Source organism: Phytoactinopolyspora endophytica (assembly GCF_004138495.1).
In the GTDB taxonomy this organism is placed as follows: domain Bacteria; phylum Actinomycetota; class Actinomycetes; order Jiangellales; family Jiangellaceae; genus Phytoactinopolyspora; species Phytoactinopolyspora endophytica.
In genome coordinates this window covers 34,984-55,776 of sequence record NZ_ML142855.1, presented here as the reverse complement: position 1 = coordinate 55,776, position 20,793 = coordinate 34,984, and the positions used below count along the sequence as shown (strand labels likewise).

The window sequence follows — 20,793 nt, the reverse complement described above, 5'->3', positions numbered from 1 at the left end:
CGGCGGCGAGCTGATCCTGGCGATCCACGACCTTCACCTCGAGCAGGTGCCCAGCGCCGACGCTCGTGCGGCGACTCTTCGGTTGCTCGCCGGCGCGCCGGATATTCAGGCTCTCGGAGAGACCACGGACCGTGCCGGGCGGACCGTGCAGGCGTTCGCCGCGGACTCCGACCACAGTGGCTGGCCGAGCCGCCATGTGCTCTTGCTCGATCCCGACGAAGGGCGCGTCCTCGGCTACGAGCAGGTGCTCATGGACGACGTCGAGAGGTTCGACGCCGCCGCACCGGCCGTCATCGACTACACGCTGTTCCTGTAGAGGTTCCTGGAGAGGTTCCTGTCCCCGTCCAGAACCCTGGTGTCCCCCGAGTCTCCAAGCACTCGGACTGCCTACGACGTGTACGTGCAGGTCCAGTAGCTCATACGGTTGTTGTCACTGGATCCGACATACGAGTCTTGCGACCCGCGTGCCTCGTACCACAGGCGGGAACTGCCCTTGTAGTCGAACGCGTAGACGGCCTTGCCGCTACCGGCCCGATTCACCCATGACGTGGTCTGGTTGTTGAAGCCCCAGTTGGATGCGTACGAGGAGCAGGTGCTGGAGAACTGGTACCGGGTGCCGTCGTAGTTCGATCCGGTGTAGAAGCAGTAGTAGCTGTACGGGCACGAGGTGTAGCTTCCGGCGGCTTGGAAGTCCGACGACGCCGTGCCCGGCTCGGCCGAGACATTCTCCGCTTCCGCCTGCTCCAGCAGCGTCGCCGAGCCCATCGCCTCGACGACGTCGCTGCGGACGTTCTCCCCCAGCCCGGCCGGCGCGACTGTCTCGCCCGGGTTGGGCCACACCACCACGGTATCCCCGTCGTCCCATGTCAGCGCATTGTCGGATACTTGGATGCCACCCGGTTGAAGTTCCAGGAGTTCGGCCATCTCGTCCGCCAGCGGACCGGTCGGTGCCGGACTGTCGTCCGAGCTCGCCTGCCCCGCCATGAATGGAGCGGCCAGCAAGGCGGCCGCTCCCATGATCACCGCGGTGGTCCGCTTCTTCCGGGTACCTGGTTCTCCGAACATACGCGTCTCCCTTCGAGATGCAAGGTCCTCCAGCAGGAGGGTAGGGCATGGGGCGGGACCCCGCAGCGCAACGACCACCGCCTCTCCCTTTAAGCTGGCGGTATGCCCGACGCACGCTCCGCATGGGGATTAGGCCTGACCACCACAGCTCTCGACGGGACGATCTTGGATGTGTGGTACCCGTCGCCAGAACTGGGCAAACCACCGGCCGGATCCGCTGCGCTCGTTGAACTGCGCAATCTCGAGGGCGACGACCCCGACCGCAACATCAAACGACGTCTGGTGCAGACGGCGATCGACCTGGACGCACCGCCGGCCGATGCCGCTGACGCATATCTGCGGCTGCACCTGCTCTCACACCGGCTCGTCGCACCACGCGAGCAGAACCTCGACGGCATGTTCGGCGTGCTCGCCAACGTCGTCTGGACCAACCACGGCCCGTGCCCCGTCGACGACTTCGAGCGGATCAGGCTGCGCCTATACCGCCGCGGGCCCGTGACCGTGTACGGCATCGACAAGTTCCCCCGGATGGTGGACTACGTCGTGCCGGCCGGCGTCCGCATCGCCGACGCCGACCGGGTTCGGCTCGGCGCGCATCTGGCGCCGGGGACTACCGTCATGCATGAGGGATTCGTCAACTTCAACGCCGGCACGCTGGGCGCATCCATGGTGGAGGGCCGGATCTCCGCCGGGGTCGTCGTCGGCGACGGTTCCGACGTCGGCGGCGGCGCGTCGATCATGGGGACGTTGTCCGGTGGTGGCAAGGAAGTGATCACGGTCGGTGAGGGGTGCCTGGTCGGCGCGAACTCCGGTGTCGGCATCTCACTGGGCGACGGATGCGTGGTGGAGGCCGGCTGCTACATCACCGCCGGCACCAAGGTCAGTCTCCCGGACAGCCGCGTGGTCAAGGCACGCGAACTCTCCGGACAGAGCGGCCTGCTCTTCCGGCGGAACAGCGTCTCAGGTGCGATCGAGGCGCTTGCCAGATCCGGTGACTGGGGCGGGCTCAACTCGGCGTTGCATGCGAACTGATGCACTCGTCTCCGCCTGACACGTATGTCTCCGACCGCCCCGGTCTGGTCCGTGGGGCAGCTGCCCCGATCACGGCAGGCTCGGCGGGTCTTCGGACCGGTATTTGAGGCCCCGGCCGCTGCATGAACCGTTACAGCCGCGACGCGCCGACGATGAGCCGTGCCGCTCGCCTGCTACGTACCGTCGTGATCCTGGTGGTACTCGGCGTCGGCCTTATGCTCCTGCTGATCTGGCAGCTCGATGGGCGGGACGGGCTGCTCGGCACCCGGGAACAGTGCGTCGCCGCGACCAGCGAACACGAGGCTGAGCTGAGCCTGCAGCAAGCGGAGCACGCCGCTACGATCAGCGCGATCGCAGTCGAGCGCGGCCTGCCTGCCCGGGCCGTCACCATCGCGCTCGCGACCGCTTACCAGGAGTCCGACATCTACAACCTCGACTACGGCGACCGCGACTCGCTCGGGCTGTTCCAACAGCGGCCGTCACAGGGCTGGGGTACCGAAGAACAGGTCCAGGACCCCGTCTACTCGGCCGGTGCCTTCTACGACGCGCTGGTGCAGATCGACGGTTACCGCGAGATGGAGATCACCGAGGCCGCACAGGCAGTGCAGCGCAGCGCATACCCCGACGCGTACGCGCAGCACGAGCAGAACGCGCGCGCTCTGGCGTCGACGCTGAGCGGCTACTCGGAGGGCGCGTTCCACTGCCAGTTCTCGCTGGACGCCTTCGATGGGCTCCAGGCCCAGCAGATGGACGACGGCGGGCTCACGCCGCGGGCCCGCGGCGTGCACGACGAGCTGACCGCACTCTTCGGTGACCTGGATCTCGGTGGTTTCCAACCTGGTGGGATCACATCGGGGCACATCGAGGGCTCAGCCCATTACGACGGCCGGGCGATCGACGTCATGCTCCAGCCGTACGAGGACGAGGACGTCAACCGGTTCGGGTGGACAGTGGCCCATTGGGCCGTGGCACACGCTGAGCGGCTCGGGATCGCCACGGTGATCTACGACGACATGATCTGGACCGCTCGTCGCTCCAGCGAGGGCTGGCGCCCCTACGAGCACCCGTCCGGCGACACGGAGAACCCGACGCTGCGACACCTGGACCACGTGCACATCGACGTCGCCTCCGGTCGTTAATTGTCACATCTGATGCATGATTCATACGGTCATACCTGACGTGAGCGTCGAGGTCGATGATGTGGACGCGGCCTGTACCCGGGAGCCTTGGGATCAGGACTCGAGCAGGGCGATGAGGGTGTCCACGACTTCATCGCGCGCGGGGACTGCGGCCGGCTCGCCGATCAGCCAGGGATAGCTCACCCGGAACAGGCAGCTGCTGACCAGCATGAACGCGGCGGTCTCGACGTCGACGCCGGTACGGATGGCGCCGGATTCCTGCAGCCCGGCCAGGTACTCGCCGACGAGCCGCACACCTCGCTCCGGCCGGCGGTTCACGTCGCCCCTGAGGTATTGGGCCAGACTCGCCCGCAGGTCGATGTCGGACTGCGCCGCGAACATCACCACGACCGCGCGCTCGAGGAACTGCTCGACCGCGGCGGTGAAGTCGGTCAGCGTCTCGCGCAGACCCTGGTCGCCGACGCCCTGGCCGGTCAGCGCGATCAGAGGCGCGATCGCCTGCTCGAATGCCGCGGACAACAGGCCTTCACGGTTGCGGAAATGGTAGAAGATGCTGCCCTCGGAGACGCCGGCGCGCGCGGCGATCTCCTTGGTCTTGAGGCGAGCGATGCCCTTCTCGCGCAACAGTTCGTACGTCGTGGCAAGGATCTGCTCGCGAGCCCCCGATGGTGGTCGCCCGCGCCGGGACTGCGATGCGGCCGCGTCGCGGCTGTCGAGTTCTGCCATGGGTTGCATCCTACTTCTTGTGTTGTAACTCAGAAAATCATATACTGAGTCATAACTCAGAAAAAGAGGACCATGAACACACCGCGGCACTCGGCCGCCCGTTCGGCCGTCGGCGACAGACCGAATCCGCCCAACCCTGGGGGCAAGGCATGACAACGATCGTGATGACCGGCGGCAGCTCCGGATTCGGCGCGATTGCGGCGGGGCGGCTCGTCCAGTCGTCCGACACCCGTATGCTCATCGGTGCTCGTTCGCCATCGGCCGATACCGTTCCCCTCGACCTGACGCGCCTGGACTCGGTACGCGCGTTCGTCGGGTCCGTGCGCGAACGACTCGACGACACCCGCATCGACGCGCTGCTGCTGAACGCCGGAACAGTTCTGCCCAACGACGGTGGACGCACACCCGACGGCTACGAGACGACCTTCGCTGTCAACCACCTCGCGCACTACCTGCTGCTGCGCCTGCTCCTGCCCGCCCTGGCAGACGAGGCACGCGTCGTGCTGACCACGAGCGGGACACACGACCCTGCCACCGGCGCCAGCCTGGCCACGCCGCGCCACGCCGACGCCTCCCTGCTCGCACACCCCGATCGTGACCCCGACCGGCACACTCAGCCGCGCAAAGCCGGCGAGCACGCCTACACCGCATCCAAGCTGTGCAGCATCCTGACCGCACGATCCCTGCACGCGCACCCCGACATCCGGTCCCGGCACATCACGGTGATCCCCTACGACCCAGGCCAGGTCTTCGGCACCGGCCTGGCGCGTGACCTTGCCGCTCCTCTGCGCGCCGCCTGGGCGGTGCTCGGTACGCCACTAGGCGTTCCGCTGCGGCGGTTCAACCGGAACCTGAACACACGCGCCGGCGCCGCGCAGGCACTGGCGAACTTGGCGCTCGGAGCGACCATGCCGCCGGAAGGGCAGACCTACGCCGCGCTGCGCCGCGGACGGCTCACCTGGCCCGACCCATCCGCTCTGGCCCGCCGCGACGATCTGGCGCAAGCCCTCTGGCACGACAGCGCGCGACTCGTCGGTTTGCCGGGATAGTGCCCCGCCGGCACGTGCCGCGAACCGGACGATCGCCGGAGACGGTCCGAGTTGCCGTCTCAGGACGGTGCCCGTCTCGATAGGCTGAACACATCATGAGCCAACCACCGCCTCCGCCACCGCCAGAGGGACCGCAGCCCGGTCAGCCGTCCGACGCGCACCGGCCGGTGGCCGGTCAAGGACCGCAGGGGCAGCCATCCCAGTCCCAGCCTGCGGCGCACGGCCAGCCGCCGGGTCCGCCCGGGTACCCAGGCTACGCTGCGGCGGCAGAGGGCGGCGGATCTTCAGGTAGCCGCGGCTGGAAGGTCGCTACGGCGTTGACCGCGGTGGTGGGACTGGCGTTGTCCGGCACCGTCTATCTGGTCATGGACCAGAGAGTCGACGACCTCGAGGAGGAGCTTGCCGGGGCCGAGTCGAGGACAGGGTTGGGCGGCCTCGTCGACTTGATGGAGGAGTACGGCCTTGACGAGCTTCTCGGCGAGGACTTCGAAGGGTTCGAGCGTGAGGGACTGGACCTCGACGATCCAGATCTCGAGAACGAGATGGGGGTCGATCCCAGCGTCTTGGACTGCATCGGGCTCGACATGATGTCCGAGGGCGGCGGTTCCATCCCGGACGCGGAGATCGAGACGCAGGTCGAGGCCGTCAGAGACATCGTCGAGTCCGAGCGCGGCCTGGCGGCTGACGGCGACCTCGACATCGAGTTCGTCACGATGGACGAGGTCCAGCAGCGGGTGGTCGACCTGAGTGAGCAGGACCTCGACCGGGAGGCGATCGCCGTCGAGTCCCGCATGCTGGCCGCACTCGGCGCGATCGATCCAGGCCTCGACTTGGTTCAGGCTCAGCTCGACGCTCTCGGCGACGGCGTCGCCGGCTACTACAGCCCGGAGACCGAGGAGCTGGTGATCGGCTCCGAAGAGATGGACGCGATGGGCACCTATGTCACCGCGCACGAGATGGTGCACGCCCTGGCCGACGCCACGTTCGGCCTTCCCGACTTGGAGAGTCTCGCCGAGAGCGACGGCGGCGACGCCGCCTTCGCCGCACTCAGCGCCTTGGAGGGGGACGCCACGCTGTACGGCCAGATGATGATCACGAAGCATCTGTCGTTCACCGATCTGCTGGCCCTGGAGGTCGAGTCGGCCGGGACCTCGGCCGATCTGGAGGCACTCCCGCACTTCGTCGAGCGCAGCCTGTCCTTCCCGTACCTGGAGGGGATGGCGTTCACCTGCGACGTGTTCCTCGACGGTGACTGGGCCTCGGTCGACGACACCTATGCCGATCTGCCCACCACCAGTGCGCAGATCTTGTTTCCGGAACGGTATGCGCTCGGCGAGGAAGCCGAGGAGGTCCGTGCTCTGGCCGGTCCGGACGGCTGGGACGAGATCCACCACGACACGTTCGGCGCCGCGGACCTGCTCTTCCTCCTGGAAGCACCCGGCGGAGACACAGACCGGGCCCTGGACGACGCCCTCGACGGCGCCGCGGCCTGGGCGGGCGGCGAGGTCACGGTGTGGGACCAGGACGGCGACACCGCGGTCGGCCTGGTCTTGGCCGAGCACACCGACGGAATCTGGCTCTGCGGCGCAGTAGAGGAGTACTACGCGGCCGCGTTCCCTGACGCCGAGCGGTCATTCCCGGACGACGGGAGCCTCGTCTTCGAGGGGACGGATCAGTCCGCCGTCGTCATGTGCGATGACACCGAGGAAACCGCCCTCGGCATCGGAGGAGACCTGGAGACGGCGTACGCCGCCGTCGACGGGTCGCCGCAGGCGGGCACCAGCACCTGATCGCGTCCGGAGACGCCGGGCGCCTGGTGTGGGTGGTGGGCACATCCCGCTCACCTTGCCCTCGGCGGCCAGCGGCACGTTCCGACCGTTTCGCTTGGCTCCTCTGCTCACCCCAGGGAGCTGGTGCCGGCTAGGCGGTGAGACGATCCGCGGCGGCAGCGATGTGTTCATCGGTAGCGGTGAGCGCGACACGCACGTGGGAGCGTCCCGGCGGACCGTAATACTCGCCAGGGGCGACCAGGATTCCGCGCTCCGCGAGCCGGCCGACCGTTTCCCAGCAGGGTTCGTCCCGGGTCGCCCACAGGTAGAGCGAGCCCTCGGAGTGGTCGATGCGGAAGCCGGCGGCGCCCAGCGCTTCGCGGAGTACGGCCCGCCGCCGGTGATACCGCGATCGCTGCTCATCGACGTGCTGGTCGTCGTCGAGTGCGGCCGCCATTGCGGCCTGCACCGGTGCGGGCATCATCATCCCCGCATGCCTACGGATTTCCAGCAGGCGTTTCAACAGCGCAGGGTCTCCGGCGACGAAGCCCGCACGATAGCCGGCCAGGTTGGACCGTTTGGACAGCGAGTGTACGGCCAGCACGCCGTCCAGCGAACCGCCGTTCACCGCGGGGTCGAGCACCGAGACGGGCGATGCGTCCCAGCAGAACTCGAGGTAACACTCGTCCGCGGCGATGACGGCGCCGCGCTCTCGCGCCCAGGCGACCATCTTCGCCAGGTGTTCCGCCGGCAGAATCCGGCCATGAGGGTTGGCCGGCGAGTTCAGCCAGACCAGCGCCGGACGCTGCGGCCCCAGCGCGACGGACGAGTCCGCGGCGAGCGGCCGCGCGCCGGCCAGCCGGGCGCCGATGTCGTACGTGGGGTACGCAAGCTCGGGATGGACCACGACGTCGCCGTCGTGCAGGCCCAGGAGCGTCGGCAGCCAGGCCACCAGTTCCTTCGAGCCGATGCTCGGCAGCACGCCCGTCTCCGGGTCGACGGTGCCGATGCCGAATCGCCGTCTCAGCCAGCCGGCGGCCGCCTCGCGCACGGCGGCGGTTCCCTGCGTCGTCGGATAGCCCGGTGCATCCGCCGCGCCGGCCAGCGCCTCGCGCACGATCGGCGGAGTCGGGTCCACGGGAGTCCCGACGGACAGGTCGATGAGTCCGCCCGGGTGAGCGCGGGCCTGCTCCCGGTACGGAACCAGGGAGTCCCACGGAAAGGCGGGCAGGCCCAGTGCCCGCGCACCACCCGATCCAGCGTCCTCAGCCATCGACGGTCGCGTTCCTAAGACCGTGCGTTCCGCTGCCCGATCAGTGCTCTCCCGTCTCCTGCGGCGGCAGTGCCGCGATCAGGGTGTGGTCTTTGTCGATCGCGCCGAGTTTGGCCGCACCACCGGGCGAGCCGAGATCGTCGAAGAACTCGACATTTGCCTGGTAGTAGTCCTTCCACTGCTCGGGAAGGTCATCTTCGTAGAAGATCGCTTCGACCGGGCAGACCGGCTCACACGCGCCGCAGTCGACACACTCGTCGGGGTGGATGTACAGCATCCGTTCGCCCTCGTAGATGCAGTCAACCGGGCATTCCTCGACGCAGGCCAGATCCTTCAGATCCACGCATGGCTGCGCGATGACGTATGTCACGACGGTCTCCTCCAGACGGGTCGTGGCGCCGTTGAGCGCCGTACACCACCTAGTATCACGGTGCACCCATACTGCGATGCAACAAAGGTCAGCCTATGAGACACGTTCCCCCCGTCAACGAGCGGGATCAACTTGTCGGTCGCCGTGTCGTCCTGCGTCACCGCCTGCACGGCGCCGAACAAGCGGCGACCGATGTCCTGGGCATCCTGATGTCCTGGACCGACGGCACACTCACCCTCCGCCGGTCCCGCCAGCCGGAGGGCGAACCGGTCATGGTCGCGGAAGCGGATGTCATCGCGATCAAGGCGATCCCAGCGCGTCCGGTCACCAGGCGAGAGGTGCGTGATCTCGAGATCGCCGCTGCGCACGGGTGGCAGGCGCCGGAGACTCACCGCATCGGCGACTGGCTGCTACGGGCAGCGGGCGGCTTCACCAGGCGGGCCAACTCCTGCATCCCGCTCGGCGACCCCGGGCGGCCGATCGACGCCGCCGTCGCCGAGGTCGAAGCCTGGTACTCCGAGCACGGGTTGCCGCCCACGTTCCAGGTCCCTGGACCGTTGGGCGCCGGTCTGGGGTCCGTACTCGACGCGCGCCGATGGTCGCGGAGCGAGGATGTGTGGGTCCTCACAGCGGAGCTTGACCGCGTGCGATCCGGAAGCAACCCGGATCTTCCACCGGTCCGGATCGACGACCGGCCCGACGACGCGTGGCTGGCCGCCTACCATTACCGCGGCGCCGAGCTCCCACCGCACGCCGTCGACGTCCTGACCCATGCGGACAGCGTCGGCTTCGCCTCGGTAGATCAGGACGGCGGCCGGGTGGCCATCGCCCGCGGCGCCGTGACGGACGCGCCCAACGGCCGTCGCTGGCTGGGTGTCACCGCGGTCGAGGTCACCCCACAGGCACGACGACGCGGACTCGGCAGCCATGTCGTCGCGGGGCTCGCGACCTGGGCCGCGGCGCTGGGCGCCGGCCACGTCTACCTGCAGGTCGAAGAGGCCAACACAGCGGCCCAGGCGGCATACCGCAAGCTCGGGTTCGCGGACCACCACACGTACCACTACCGGCAGGCGCCCACGTCGTGAGCTTCCCTGCCGGCAGTCGTGGTGGCCGGTCGTCGGTTGTGGTGGTCGGTCGTGGTGGTCGCTCGTCGTGACTAGTCGTCGTCGCTTCCGCCGTCGTCCGGGTCGGGGCCGCAGATCACCTGGTGGTTCGGGTTATAAGTCCAAGGGTCTGCCTCGTCCTTCACTAACTCACCGTCCAGCGTCCACACCTTGCGGTACGACGTGATGTCGAATCCCTGGCTTCCCGCCTGCTGCTCGCAGTCGGCGCCGGTGTCGTAGATAGTCTGCGGCGAGGTGAAGTTGCTGCGCTCCGACACTGACGTCTCGACCTCGTAGTGTTCGGTGCTCCAGATTCGCACGGTCAAGACGCCCTCGTCCTGCCCCGCGCTGGGGGTGAACTCGGTATCCACCAACACGCCGTACGGTGTGTCGTTCGCGAACCGCATGTCCTTGGCGCCCCACGCGACCGTGGCCTCCTGCGCGATTGGATAGCGGGAGAAGTAGATCGAGTGCGGCCAGTGCTCGACGTCCTCCAGCCCGGCTTGGAACGCCGCATGGAACGCCGTCGTGGCCACCTGGGAGACCCCACCGCCGAGCGAGCTCTCCAGCCGTCCGCCGTTGATGATGGTGCCGGACGTGAAGCCGTTGGCCTCTGTACGCTCACCCACGATGTCGTTCAGGCTGAACTCATCACCCGGCGCCAGGAAGGTGTTGTCGATCAGCTCGGCGGCCCGGCCGATGTTGACGTTCCGATACTCCTTGGTTGGTGGAAAGGTCGTAGTGAATTCCGCCACGACCTCCTTCACGCCGAGCTCTTCCGCACCCTCCGTGGTCAGTTCCGGGTCCACGTCGACCATCTCGACCTCGGCGCGACGACCGTCTCCGTCCTCGGTCAGCGCCAGCAGTACGGCGTCGCCCAGGGAACTCTTCTCGATTCCCTGACCGGCCTCGGCGGGAACCACGACGGGTTCGCCGTTCTCGATCGTGATCGTGGCGTCCTTGCCTTCCTGCCCGAGCTCGGCCAGCTCGTCGTCGGCCAGCTCGGCCAGCTTCTCGCCGTCCAGCTCAGGCTGGAGGGCGCCGTTCTCGTTCGGGCTGAGCTTCAGCGACTGGCCGATCATCTCCGGCGGAAGCTCGATGCTCTCGTCTCCGGCGACCACCGTGACCGGCCCGGACATAGCCGGCTCCGCGAATTCGGACACGGCTTCGGACAGGTCGGCCTCGGTGACGTTGGGCTGGTTCTCGTCGACCGGGACGGTCAGGTCGCCGATGGGCATCTCCCGCGCCTCACCGCCGAAGAACGCATCCGAGAGCACGTCGATCGCGCCGTCCACGTCCAAAGAGGTACCGGTGACCGGCTCACTGGTCACCACCTCGCCGTCTTCGAACGCGACGGACCCGTTGACCGGCTCGGTGTCGGATTGCTCGGCGATGCCCTCCAGCGAGCTGCGCAGCCGGTCGGGGTCGATCTCCGGTCTGGGTTCCACCTCGTCACCGCCGAACAGCGCCTTCACGAGGGACACAGGGTTGGCGCTACCGCCCGGAACCGCCGCGACAGTGGCCGGCACGTCTATCCCCATCCCGGCCTCGGACGGGACGACGTCGTACATCGCGTCCGTTTCCCCGAGGTGAAGGTGGATCGGCTCGTCGACCACCGCCGGCAGCTCGGCGTCGAGCCTGTCACGGGCCTCGGCAGGGGTGAGGCCACCGACCTCGATCCCGGCGACGGTCGCGTTCTGGGCGAGCTTGCCACCAGCCAGCAGGTAGGTGACGCCGTAGGCCACGCCCAGCACGACGACCACCAGGCCGACGATGATCGCCGCCTTCCGGCCCCGCCGGCTGGGCTTGTCCGAGCCTCCGTCGTCGCCCGGCGCCGTGGCCGGAACCGCCGGTACCTCCTCGGTGGGCTGGTCGGCGCTCTGGACAGCGATCGCCGACTGAGGTGGCGTGGGCTGCTCAGGCTGTGTGGACTGCTGAGGCGGAGTCGGCGGCTGAGACGGAGCACCGGCAGCGGCAGACCCGAGTGCGCCAGGCACAGCGGCCGACGCGTTTCGCGCGTCTACCGCACCGTCCGGGGATTCATCCCCGGACTCGTTGCGCCCTGGCACGCTCTCGGAAGCCTCTCTCCCGTTGGACGACGGTGGGGTCTCCTCGGGACCGGCAGCTCCCGCTTCCGCATTGGTATCAGCCGGTTGGTCTGCATCATTGGAGGACTCGGCGCCTGCCGGACGGCCGGCGCCGTCCGCTTCTGGCGGCGAGTCGCTCGCATTCGTTTGTTTGTCGGTCACCTTGGGGTATACCTAACACGCGAGATATCCATATCATCGGGCAGACACGACAGTCTGCCGAGCGAATCCTACTCGAACTACGACGGATCGTCCGCTTTTACGGCGCCGTTATCTGATCTTGATTCGGTCTCGTTCTCGCCTGCAGCCGGCAGCATCGGTCGCATCCGGCCCGTCCCCATGCCCAACGTGACAGCGAGGCCGATGGCTCCCCCGAACAGGAAGACGAGCCCAGTCGTGTCGGCGGCGATGACGACGTCCCCAGCGGGCCGCTCCTGGGCCAGCACCAGCACGGGCACAAGCCAACATAGACCGACCACCGCGATTCCCAGCCTGGAACGAGCCGCGCGGCGCGCCAGGACGCACACGCTCACCGCGGCGCCCACGGCGAGGAATATCCCGACGCCGCCAGCCCAGCGGTGCACGAATGCGCCGGCGACCGCGGTGACGACCGCCACGGCGGCCAGCGCGCCGAGCAGCGTCGCGTGCAGCAGCAAGCTCAGCGCTGGAGGCGTTCTCAACACCCGAGACCGGCGAAGAGGTCGGACTCCTGCCCGGCCTGCGGCTCGCCTCCTCCAGGGGTGCCGTGCACCAGCCGGTAGTGCTCTTTCCCCCAGATCTCCTGCCCCATGTTGTCGGAGAGTGCGAAGAACGGGCCATCGACGTCGATCTGACTCCGGTGCGCCCGCATCGCCGCTGCCTTGCGATCCAGCCACGCGCTGCCGTCGATCACGGCCGTGACATCGGCGTCGTCGACCACGAAGCCGAAGTCGTCCGCGGACTGGGCCTCCCCGAACGGGCTGTCCGGGTGGTCCTTGTACTGTTCGATGCTCTGCTGGATCACGCTGCGCGGCATCGCCGTCCAGTACATCTTGGCCACCGACCAGGCCGTGCCGAGATCACGCCGATAGCTGTCCACCCCGGCAAGGGCCAGTGCGTACGTGGCCACCCGGTGTGCCTGGATGTGGTCGGGGTGGCCGTAGCCGCCGTTCTCGTCATACGTGACCATCACCTGTGGGCGGACCTCGCGGATCACCTCGACCAGCTCATCCGCTGCCGCACGCAGGTCGGCGGCCCAGAAGCTGTCCGGCCGTACGCTGTCCGGCGCGACCGCGCGGCGTCCCTCGTCGCCCCAGACCATCCCCGAGTCCCGATAGCGGCCAGCGCCACCAAGGAACCGATAATCGGTCACGCGGAGCTCGGCCATCGCCGCCGCCAGCTCCTTCGCCCGGTGCTCACCGAGCGCGTCGTCACGCTCCGGCGCAAGGTGGGCGAGTTCCGGTACCAGGATCTCGCCCTGCTCACCCTGGGTGCACGTGACCAACGTCACGTGTGCGCCCTCGTCCACATATCGTGCCATCGTCGCGCCCGTGCCGATGGTCTCGTCGTCCGGATGCGCATGCACCAGCAGCAGCCGCCGCTGAGAGTTGGAGTCGACCATGACTGCAACGATAGTCAGCGGCACCGACAGCGCCACGTGCGCCTCACCCGCACGAATCGGCGCTCAACGTCTAAACTGAGCGACGACAGATCTATCCGAGCGGTAGATGCGGCGTCAGGTACACGGAAACGGGGGCATCGGTGAACCGAGCGTGGGGGCGCTCCAGTCCATCGCTTGCTCTGCCACCGGGCATCGACGCGGCCCAACGGTGGCGACACACAGCCCAGGCGCACGAGACATTCCTGGCTCAAGCAGGAATGCCGAGCAAGGTCCGTCCCGTCGTCCTCGAGTCGTGGCGACGCTCCGCCGAGCTCCACGTGAACCCGGACACGCCGGGCCCGCCCGTCGTGCTCGTCGATGACGACCTCGAAGCGGCTCGGGAGACCCATCCCCTACGGCACGTCATGCCGGCCGTGCACGAACTGCTCGTCCGGGACGCGGCGGAGGCCGGAGTCATGGTGGCCGTCACCGACGCCGACGCGCGCGTGCTGTGGGTGGAGGGTGACCCGAACCTGATCCGCGGCGCGGAAGGCATCAACATCCTGAGCGGCTCGGCCTGGAGTGAGGCGGACGCCGGCACCAACGCGGTCGGCACGGCACTCGTGGTCAACGATGTGGTCCAGATCTTCGGCAGTGAGCACTACGCCAAAGTGGTTCACCCGTGGAGCTGTACGGCCGCGCCGATCCGCGACCCGCATACCTGTCAGAGCGTGGGTGTCCTCACCATCGTGGGCAAGGACGACGTCGTGTCGCCTCAGTCCGCACTGCTGATCCGCTCCGCCGTCGCCGCCGTAGAGGGCGAGCTCCGCCTGTACCGACCGGAGCCACTCGGTGCGGCCGACACGGCATATCTGCGCGTACTCGGCCGGGAACGCGGCGAGCTCACGGTCGCCGGCCGAACCACCGAACTCAGTCTCCGCCACACCGAACTTCTGGTTCTGCTCGCGCTCAACCCCAACGGCCTTACCGCCGGCCAGCTCGCCGGTCTGATGTACGAGCATGACACCGCGGAGGTCACCGTCCGCGCCGAGCTGTCCCGCCTGCGCAAATCCTGGCCGGCTCTGCTCGCGCCGTCGCGGCCGTACCGTCTGAACGTCGAACTGCGGACCGACGCAGCCGACGTCTCGGAATGTCTGCAACGAGGCGCCCACCGACGCGCCGTCGACCTCTATCAGGCCCCCCTGTTGCCGCGCTCCGACGCGCCCGGCGTCGTCTCGTACCGCAGTCACCTGCACAGCTGGCTCCGGACTTCGTTGCTCCGCCATGCCGGCGCCGACGTGCTGCTACGTTTCGCGCGGTCTGCCGCTGGGCACGATGACGCCGAGCTCTGGCAGGCTTGCCTGGTCCGGCTACCTTACGGATCTCTCCGGCGCGCCGAGGTCGCATCCGCCCTCAATGTCATCGACAGCGCACTCAGATCCCCTCTCTGACCTGCGCCGCAACGCAACTGCAACGGCACAGCACCTAGCGTTGTCATGTATCGGACCGGACGGGCCATCCGAAGTCACGCCCCAGGCCCGTCCGGTCACATTCACCCGGGGCATCCAGACTCGTGGCGTGCTGAAGCTTAAAGCCCCCCTTTTCTTCAGCACGCCACGTCCCCCGGACGAGGGTCCAGGGCGTCCCGCACGGCGTCGCCGAGCACCACGAAGGCCAGGACGGTCACCGACAGGAACGTGCTCGGGAAAAGCAGCATGTGCGGTGACTGGCGGATGTACGGCTGTGCCTCGCTGATCTCAGTCCCCCAGGAGATCACCGGAGGCTGCAACCCGATCCCGATGAAGGACAGCGTCGCCTCCACCGCGATGAACCCGCCGACAGCCATCGTCGCCCACGCCAGCACCGGCGTGACGACGCTCGGCAGCACGTGCCGGCGGAGCACCAGCCCGTGCCCGCCACCGGCCGCCCGCGCCACCGTCACATAGTCGGCGCGTTTGACCTGGATCGCGGCAGATCTCGCCAGGCGTGCCACCGTCGTCCAGCCCAGCGCCGCCAGCGTCAGCACCACCTTGCCCGTCGTCTGCCAGCCGGGGGTGGACCCGTCCGATGGGAAGGCCACCAGCACCACCAGCGCTCCGAGCAGCAGCGGTACTCCAAAGAAGACATCCGTGACGCGGGACAGTACCGCGTCGGTCCAGCCGCCGAAATACCCGGCTGACGTCCCGACCAGGCCCCCGATCACGACGACGGCGGCGGTGGCGCAGATGCCGACCACCACGGAGGCGCGCGCCCCGTAGACCGTGCGCGCGTACAGGTCGCATCCCTGCAGGTTGTACCCGAAGTATGCGCCGTCCCCGGGGCCCCGCCTGGAGAGCGCGAGATCACAGTAGGACGGATCACGCTCGGTGAACAGCCCGGGTGCGAGGGCCACCACAACCAGCAGCACGATGACCGCGGATGCCGCCCAGAATACCGGTCGCCGACATAGCCGGGCCCACACCCGGGATCGGCGGCCCCGGCGGGAGAACGTCATATCCGGCACCTGCCGGCGTCGTCCCGGACTCGTTCTAGGCACGGCGGATCCTCGGATCCAGCACCGGGTAGAGGAGATCCACGGCGAGGTTCACCAGAAGGAAAAGCAGCACCAGCAGCGTCACCACCGACGTGACGGTACCGATCTCGCCGTCTCGTACGCTGCGTATCAGCAGTTCGCCGACGCCATCGATGTTGAACACGAGCTCCACGACGACGGAGCCGGCCAACAGACTGCCGAAGTCCGCGCCGGCCAGCGTCACCACCGGAACCAGCGAGTTACGAGCTCCGTGCCGCAGAACCACCCGTCGCGCGGAGGCTCCTTTGGCGACCGCGGTGCGCACGTGGTCCGCCTGCATGTTCTCGATCAGACTGGAGCGCATCATCCGCGCGACCAATGCCAGCGGCAGGCTCCCGAGCACGACGGCCGGAATGATCAACGAGACGAACCCTCCGTCGGACGTGACCGGGAACCAGCCGAGCCGCACGCCGAGCATCGACTGTGCCACCAGCGCCAGCACGAACACCGGGACCGCCACCACGACGAGCGTGCTGACCAGCACCAGGTTGTCGGCGAACCCTCCGGGGCGGCGGCCGGCGAGTACTCCGGCCGATATCCCGATGACCATCTCGACGACGACCGCCATCGCGGCCAGTTGCAGCGTCACCGGGAACCGCTGCAGCAGCTCGTCGGCGACCGGCGCACCGGCGAAGGTCATCCCGAAGTCCCCGGTGACCAGGCCGGCCATGTATTTCGCGTACTGGACCACCAGCGGGTCACCCAGGTTATAAGCCTCGACCATGCGGTTGAGGTAACTCTCTGGGCACGGCTGCCCGCCGCACCGCCCGGCGAGCGGGTCGCCCGGCAGCGACCACATCATCGCGTAGATCAGGAACGTGGTGCCGAGCAACACGGGCGCCACCTGCAGCAGCCGCCGCAGCACATACCGGCTCATTCGAGAAGCGCCCGTGCTACTTGATGACCACGCTGAGCAGGTCTACCGTCTGGAACGGGGTGATCTTGACGTTGTCCACCTTGGTCGAGTACCCGGCGATGGTGGAGCTGTACCAGAGCGGCACCGAAGGCATGTCCTCCACGAGGAGCTCCTCGGCCTCGTTGTACTTCGCGATCGCGTCGTCTCCCTGCGATGACCCCGCATCCTCGATCAGCTCGTCGAAGTCCGGGTTACTGTAGTCACTGTCGTTCCCGGACGCGCCGGTGACGTACACCTCGGCCAGGAAGCTCTCGATGCTCGGGTAGTCCGCCTGCCACTGGTTGCGGAACATCCCGGTCATCTCCCGATCGTTGATCTGCGAACGGAACGTGCTGAAGTCCGAGACCGGTGTGCCGACGCACTCGACATCCAGCGTGTTCATGATGCTGTTGCAGACGGCGTCGATCCACGACTTGTTGTCACCGTCACTGTTGTAGGACAGCGTCAGAGTCCCGTCGTACCCGCCCGCCTCGTCGAACAACTCGCGGGCATGCTCCGGGTCGTACATGCAGTAATCACCGCACACTCCGGGTTCGTAACCCTCCACCCCGGGCGCCACCCAGCCGGTCGCCGGCTCCCGGCTACCGTGAAATATCGTCTCGGTGATCGCCTCTCGGTCGATCGCCATGGAGATGGCGGTCCGCAGCCGTGGATCGGCGAAAGAGTCGTCCACCGACTCCGGCGCGAACGAGATCGTGCTGACCACCAGCGCTTCCTTCTCGACGTAGCGGCCCGGAAGGTCGTCCCTGTACGCGTCGCCGGCCAGCGCCGAGATGGGCAGTTGCGGCACCAGATCGAGGTTGTCCGCTTGCAGGTCGCTGTAGGCGGCGCCCTCGTCCTGATAGATCTTGAACGTCACCTCGTCGATCTGCGGCATCGTCTCACCCTGGTATTCGTCATATCCCCGCAGCTTGATCTCGGAATTCCTTACCCATTCGATGAACTCGAACGGACCAGAGCCTATCGGATTCTCGCCGAACTCCTCCGGATCCTCATAGAATTCCTCAGGCAGCGGAGCGAATGCCACATACCCCACGCGCTTCGGGAATGAAGGCTCGGGTTGGGAAAGAGTTACCGTAAATGTCAACTCATCGACGATGTTCAATCCAGACATTTCTTCACTCGACACCATGTCGGCCGTGATCTGCCCGGACGGTTCGGCATCGTCCGCGGGCTGCAGATCCTGGTAACCCTCGATGCCCCGGAAAAAGTAGGAGTTAGGCGTTCCGTTCGGGGCGTACGCGGCCCAGTTCCAAGCGTCGACAAAGCTCTGAGCGGTGATGGGTTCGCCGTTGTGGAAGGTCCAGCCCTCCGCGATCTCGATGGTCCAGGTCTGGTTGTCGTCCGACTCGATCGACTCGGCGATCTCATAGCGCGGCTCCGCCGTGTCCGGGTCATAGCGGACGAGCCTCGAGAAGAGCTGGTCCACCACCTGGCCACCACAGGACTCCATGGTCATGCTCGGCACCAGGGTATTCTCCGGATTGCATCCACGCACCGTGATCGCGTCCGCGCCACCGCCGGACGTGTCATCCGCCGCGCACGCGGCGAGCATGAGCACCACGCCGCCGATGGCCGTGACAACACCACGGGCAGCCCACCCCATGTGCACCTCCACAAGTGCACACATTACGGGATTATGGAAGCTCTACAAATACGGCCCCTATGGTCCATTCGGGCATTCTTCAGTACCCGGTCAGTTCTGGTGCTTCCGCCGCGACGCCGCCCGCCCGCGCTCGGACGCGTTGAGCATGACCTTTCGCAGGCGGACCGCGGCCGGCGCCACCTCTACGCATTCGTCGTCCCGGCAGAACTCCAGCGCCTGCTCGAGTGAGAGTTTCCGCGGAGGAATCAGCCGTTCCAGTTCTTCCGCCGTAGATGAGCGGACATTGGTGAGCTTCTTCTCCTTGGTGATATTCACATCCATGTCGTCCGGGCGGGAGTTCTCACCGACGATCATCCCCTCATAGACGTCTGTGCCGGGCTCGACGAACAGCGTCCCGCGCTCCTGCAGGTTGAACATCGCGTAGGAGGTCGCCACACCCGTGCGATCCGCGACCAGCGAACCGGTACGGCGCGTCCGCAACTCTCCGGACCACGGCTCGTATCGCTCGAAGACATGGTGCGCCAGGCCGGTCCCCCTGGTCTCGGTGAGGAAGTCCGTCCGGAACCCGATCAAGCCGCGCGCCGGCACCACGAACTCCATCCGGATCCATCCGGACCCGTGGTTCGTCATCTGCTCCATCCGGCCCCGGCGCGCTGCCAGCAGCTGGGTCACGGCCCCGAGGTACTCCTCAGGGCAGTCGATGGTCAGGCGCTCCACCGGCTCGTGCACCTTGCCTTCGACCTCGCGCGTCACGACGTCCGGCTTGCCGACGGTCAGCTCGAACCCCTCCCGGCGCATCGTCTCCACGAGGACCGCAAGCGCGAGCTCGCCACGGCCCTGCACCTCCCACGTGTCCGGGCGCTCGGTCGGCAGCACGCGCAACGACACGTTACCGACGAGCTCCGCGTCCAGCCGGTCCTTGACCAGCCGAGCCGTCACCTTGGTGCCACCAGACCTTCCGGACAGCGGCGAGGTGTTCGCCCCGATGTTCATCGACAGCGCGGGCTCGTCCACGGTGATCAACGGCAGCGGCCGCGGATCGTCGGCATCGGCCAACGTCTCACCGATGGTGATCTCCGGAATGCCGGCGACGGCGATGATGTCCCCCTGCCGGGCGGAGTCCGCAGAGACCCGGTCCAGCGCCTGGGTGACCAGCAGCTCCGTGATCTTGACCGGGACGATGCTGCCGTCCTTGCGGCACCACGCGACCTGCGAGCCCTTCACGATCTCACCTTCGCGCACCCGGCACAACGCCAGCCGTCCGAGGAACGGCGAAGCGTCCAAGTTCGTCACATGCGCCTGCAGCGGCGCACCCTCCGTGTACTCCGGCGCGGGGATCGTGTCCAGAATCGTCCGCACCAGCGGAGCAAGATCCTCCGAGTCCGGAGCGGTTCCGTCTTCGGGCCTCTCAAGCGACGCCTTCCCGTCGACGGCGCACGCGTAGACGACGGGGAAGTCGAGAGCGTCGAGCGAGCCGGCCGACGAGGAATCGTCGGATTCGACCAGGTCAAGGAAGAGGTCGTATGTCTCGTCCACGACCTCCGCGATCCGCGCGTCCGGGCGGTCGGTCTTGTTCACCACGAGCACGATGGGCAGCTTCGCCGCCAGCGCCTTGCGCAGGACGAAACGGGTCTGCGGCAGCGGCCCTTCGCTGGCGTCGACCAGCAGGACCACGCCGTCCACCATCGACAGGCCACGCTCCACCTCGCCACCGAAGTCGGCGTGCCCAGGTGTGTCGATGATGTTGATCGTCGTCTCACCCCACCGCACCGCGGTGTTCTTCGCGAGGATGGTGATGCCCTTCTCCCGCTCCAGGTCACCGGAGTCCATGACCCGCTCGGCGACGTCCTGGTTGGCGCGGAAGACGCCGGACTGCCAGAGCATGGCGTCCACCAGCGTGGTCTTGCCGTGGTCAACGTGGGCGACGATAGCGACGTTACGGAGATCGTCGCGTCTGCGCATGGACATGCGGATGTACTCGTTTCGTGAAGGGGAATCGACGCTCCATGATACGGGTTTCCGCACGCTCCCCGCTCACGCGCGGCCCGCGGGCTGAGCCCCGGTCTACTTAGCCGTGCTGAGCTGCGACCACATCGCCAACGGTCCTCCACGCCCAACGGTGCAGAGTTCTCCTTAAGAACGGTGGAGCGCTGTCCCCGCTATAGCAGGAACAGCGCTCCACCGTTGATCGGAGAATCTTCCAGCGACGAATAACCCTCCGGCGTCAGCCCGGTTCCGGCGTGGACTGCCGCGGATTATCGTCGCCGGGGACCGTCGCGGACGACGGACCCCCGTCACCGTCACCGTCACCGTCACCGCCGACGCCGATCTCCACCAGGGCATTGTCGATGCGTGAATCGACCTGCTCGCCGAAGTGGTCATCGAAGTTCTCCGTCAGATCACCCGTGACGTGAGTGCTGACGTGTCGCTGCAACTGCTCCCGGCGCGCCCGGCGTTCGGCGGCCTGCAGCACCTTGTACTCGGCTTTCAGAGATCGGTATGTCGAC

The 20,793-nt window shown here is 67.4% G+C and carries 17 protein-coding genes and 2 pseudogenes; 7 read left to right on the top strand and 12 right to left on the bottom strand.

The features are described 5' to 3' along the window. A pseudogene (locus tag ELR45_RS35225) lies at positions 1-316 on the top strand (hypothetical protein); the annotation flags it as partial. Positions 317-387: 71 nt separating this feature from the next. On the opposite strand, the gene ELR45_RS15085 reads toward ELR45_RS35225, so the two are convergent. Then, the gene (locus tag ELR45_RS15085; RefSeq protein WP_129667157.1) at positions 388-1,065 is read right to left on the bottom strand and encodes a peptidase inhibitor family I36 protein; all 678 of its coding nucleotides are present in this window, start codon (positions 1,063-1,065) and stop codon (positions 388-390) included. A gap of 102 nt (positions 1,066-1,167) precedes the next feature. On the opposite strand from ELR45_RS15085, the gene dapD reads away from it, so the two are divergent. Both dapD and ELR45_RS15075 read left to right on the top strand, forming a co-directional pair. Beyond that, entirely contained in the window at positions 1,168-2,097 is a 930-nt protein-coding gene (gene dapD, locus ELR45_RS15080; RefSeq protein ID WP_129667156.1) for a 2,3,4,5-tetrahydropyridine-2,6-dicarboxylate N-succinyltransferase, read from the top strand. Positions 2,098-2,219: 122 nt separating this feature from the next. Then, positions 2,220-3,236 (top strand): VldE C-terminal domain-containing protein, encoded by a 1,017-nt coding sequence (locus ELR45_RS15075; RefSeq protein WP_205856631.1) that lies wholly within the window; start codon positions 2,220-2,222, stop codon positions 3,234-3,236. Positions 3,237-3,329: 93 nt separating this feature from the next. Here ELR45_RS15075 and ELR45_RS15070 read toward each other — a convergent pair whose 3' ends face one another. Further along, positions 3,330-3,962 (bottom strand): TetR/AcrR family transcriptional regulator, encoded by a 633-nt coding sequence (locus ELR45_RS15070; protein WP_165367792.1) that lies wholly within the window; start codon positions 3,960-3,962, stop codon positions 3,330-3,332. A gap of 149 nt (positions 3,963-4,111) precedes the next feature. Here ELR45_RS15070 and ELR45_RS15065 point away from each other — a divergent pair, with 149 nt between their 5' ends. Further along, positions 4,112-5,011, top strand: coding sequence for an SDR family NAD(P)-dependent oxidoreductase (locus ELR45_RS15065; protein WP_129667154.1), 900 nt, complete (start codon positions 4,112-4,114; stop codon positions 5,009-5,011). A 317-nt stretch (positions 5,012-5,328) separates the two neighbouring features. Then, positions 5,329-6,801 carry a hypothetical protein gene (locus tag ELR45_RS15060; RefSeq protein ID WP_165367791.1) on the top strand — a complete coding sequence of 491 codons (1,473 nt, stop codon included), beginning with the start codon at positions 5,329-5,331 and terminating at the stop codon, positions 6,799-6,801. Positions 6,802-6,931: 130 nt separating this feature from the next. Here the strand turns inward: ELR45_RS15060 and dapC are convergent, their stop codons facing one another. Together dapC and fdxA are read right to left on the bottom strand one after the other, a co-directional pair. Further along, positions 6,932-8,053, bottom strand: coding sequence for a succinyldiaminopimelate transaminase (gene dapC, locus ELR45_RS15055; RefSeq protein WP_129667152.1), 1,122 nt, complete (start codon positions 8,051-8,053; stop codon positions 6,932-6,934). Between the two features lie 40 nt (positions 8,054-8,093). Next, a complete protein-coding gene (fdxA, locus tag ELR45_RS15050; protein ID WP_129667151.1) occupies positions 8,094-8,423 on the bottom strand; it encodes a ferredoxin in 330 nt (109 codons plus the stop codon). A gap of 95 nt (positions 8,424-8,518) precedes the next feature. Between fdxA and ELR45_RS15045 the strand changes: the two genes are divergently transcribed. Next, the gene (locus ELR45_RS15045; protein ID WP_129667150.1) at positions 8,519-9,508 is read left to right on the top strand and encodes a GNAT family N-acetyltransferase; all 990 of its coding nucleotides are present in this window, start codon (positions 8,519-8,521) and stop codon (positions 9,506-9,508) included. A 71-nt stretch (positions 9,509-9,579) separates the two neighbouring features. Here ELR45_RS15045 and ELR45_RS15040 read toward each other — a convergent pair whose 3' ends face one another. From ELR45_RS15040 to mshB, 3 genes are all read right to left on the bottom strand, one after another. Next, the gene (locus ELR45_RS15040; RefSeq protein ID WP_240759733.1) at positions 9,580-11,595 is read right to left on the bottom strand and encodes a VanW family protein; all 2,016 of its coding nucleotides are present in this window, start codon (positions 11,593-11,595) and stop codon (positions 9,580-9,582) included. 257 nt (positions 11,596-11,852) lie between these two features. Beyond that, positions 11,853-12,293 carry a DUF6113 family protein gene (locus ELR45_RS15035; RefSeq protein WP_129667148.1) on the bottom strand — a complete coding sequence of 147 codons (441 nt, stop codon included), beginning with the start codon at positions 12,291-12,293 and terminating at the stop codon, positions 11,853-11,855. Then, complete coding sequence (gene mshB, locus ELR45_RS15030) at positions 12,290-13,213, bottom strand: N-acetyl-1-D-myo-inositol-2-amino-2-deoxy-alpha-D-glucopyranoside deacetylase (RefSeq protein WP_129667147.1); 924 nt, start codon at positions 13,211-13,213, stop codon at positions 12,290-12,292. Before mshB ends, ELR45_RS15035 begins: the two co-directional genes overlap by 4 nt. Positions 13,214-13,470: 257 nt before the next feature. On the opposite strand from mshB, the gene ELR45_RS15025 reads away from it, so the two are divergent. Continuing rightward, entirely contained in the window at positions 13,471-14,643 is a 1,173-nt protein-coding gene (locus ELR45_RS15025) for a sigma-54-dependent transcriptional regulator family protein (protein ID WP_129667146.1), read from the top strand. A gap of 155 nt (positions 14,644-14,798) precedes the next feature. Here the strand turns inward: ELR45_RS15025 and ELR45_RS15020 are convergent, their stop codons facing one another. From ELR45_RS15020 to ELR45_RS15000, 5 genes and pseudogenes are all read right to left on the bottom strand, one after another. Continuing rightward, positions 14,799-15,728, bottom strand: coding sequence for an ABC transporter permease (locus ELR45_RS15020; protein WP_129667145.1), 930 nt, complete (start codon positions 15,726-15,728; stop codon positions 14,799-14,801). Beyond that, entirely contained in the window at positions 15,721-16,641 is a 921-nt protein-coding gene (locus ELR45_RS15015) for an ABC transporter permease (protein ID WP_129667144.1), read from the bottom strand. Before ELR45_RS15015 ends, ELR45_RS15020 begins: the two co-directional genes overlap by 8 nt. Positions 16,642-16,657: 16 nt before the next feature. Beyond that, complete coding sequence (locus ELR45_RS15010) at positions 16,658-18,310, bottom strand: peptide ABC transporter substrate-binding protein (RefSeq protein ID WP_129667143.1); 1,653 nt, start codon at positions 18,308-18,310, stop codon at positions 16,658-16,660. 66 nt (positions 18,311-18,376) lie between these two features. Continuing rightward, positions 18,377-20,248 carry a translational GTPase TypA gene (gene typA, locus ELR45_RS15005; protein ID WP_205856711.1) on the bottom strand — a complete coding sequence of 624 codons (1,872 nt, stop codon included), beginning with the start codon at positions 20,246-20,248 and terminating at the stop codon, positions 18,377-18,379. A gap of 262 nt (positions 20,249-20,510) precedes the next feature. After that, positions 20,511-20,793 (bottom strand): annotated as a pseudogene (locus ELR45_RS15000) (hypothetical protein); the annotation flags it as partial.

Excerpts from the sequence above, each read along its gene's own strand:
- mshB (WP_129667147.1), bottom strand. The coding sequence starts at position 13,213 with ATGGTCGACTCCAACTCTCAGCGGCGGCTGCTGCTGGTGCATGCGCAT.
- ELR45_RS15075 (WP_205856631.1), top strand. The coding sequence starts at position 2,220 with ATGAACCGTTACAGCCGCGACGCGCCGACGATGAGCCGTGCCGCTCGC.
- ELR45_RS15010 (WP_129667143.1), bottom strand. The coding sequence starts at position 18,310 with ATGTGTGCACTTGTGGAGGTGCACATGGGGTGGGCTGCCCGTGGTGTT.
- ELR45_RS15070 (WP_165367792.1), bottom strand. The coding sequence starts at position 3,962 with ATGGCAGAACTCGACAGCCGCGACGCGGCCGCATCGCAGTCCCGGCGC.
- ELR45_RS15045 (WP_129667150.1), top strand. The coding sequence starts at position 8,519 with ATGAGACACGTTCCCCCCGTCAACGAGCGGGATCAACTTGTCGGTCGC.
- ELR45_RS15015 (WP_129667144.1), bottom strand. The coding sequence starts at position 16,641 with ATGAGCCGGTATGTGCTGCGGCGGCTGCTGCAGGTGGCGCCCGTGTTG.
- ELR45_RS15085 (WP_129667157.1), bottom strand. The coding sequence starts at position 1,065 with ATGTTCGGAGAACCAGGTACCCGGAAGAAGCGGACCACCGCGGTGATC.
- ELR45_RS15065 (WP_129667154.1), top strand. The coding sequence starts at position 4,112 with ATGACAACGATCGTGATGACCGGCGGCAGCTCCGGATTCGGCGCGATT.
- dapC (WP_129667152.1), bottom strand. The coding sequence starts at position 8,053 with ATGGCTGAGGACGCTGGATCGGGTGGTGCGCGGGCACTGGGCCTGCCC.
- dapD (WP_129667156.1), top strand. The coding sequence starts at position 1,168 with ATGCCCGACGCACGCTCCGCATGGGGATTAGGCCTGACCACCACAGCT.
- ELR45_RS15025 (WP_129667146.1), top strand. The coding sequence starts at position 13,471 with ATGCCGAGCAAGGTCCGTCCCGTCGTCCTCGAGTCGTGGCGACGCTCC.
- typA (WP_205856711.1), bottom strand. The coding sequence starts at position 20,248 with ATGCGCAGACGCGACGATCTCCGTAACGTCGCTATCGTCGCCCACGTT.